1 protein-coding gene is annotated in these 312 nt (G+C 56.1%); it reads right to left on the minus strand.

The window, feature by feature from the left end; all coding sequences use genetic code 11:
- The coding region (locus ACGF49_RS25080) for a POTRA domain-containing protein (RefSeq protein ID WP_387493491.1) at positions 1 to 312 on the minus strand (312 nt) is incomplete at both ends.

Raw genomic sequence — 312 nt, forward strand, 5'->3', positions numbered from 1 at the left:
CCGCCCTGATAACGCCCGGTGCTCTTAGAGCCGGTATCATCCAAATACGTGGCGACTCGCCAGTGCCGGGACTGACGCCAGTCCAGCACAATATCGCTCTCCCCCGGCTGCGCTGCCGGAACAATGTTCATATCCGCCTGCACGGTCGGGAAACGTTGCAAGTTTTCCAATCCCTGCTCAATGTCCCGTAAATCCAGCAATTTGCCTTCACGCGCGGGAAAGGGGGTTATCCGCTGGATATCTTTCCCGCTGTCAGGGGTATAGCGGATATGCCGGATTTTTCCCGGTATCATCACCAGTTTTAAGGTGTGG

The sequence above is a fragment of the Photorhabdus sp. RM96S genome, from assembly GCF_042879335.1.
GTDB lineage: Bacteria > Pseudomonadota > Gammaproteobacteria > Enterobacterales > Enterobacteriaceae > Photorhabdus > Photorhabdus kayaii.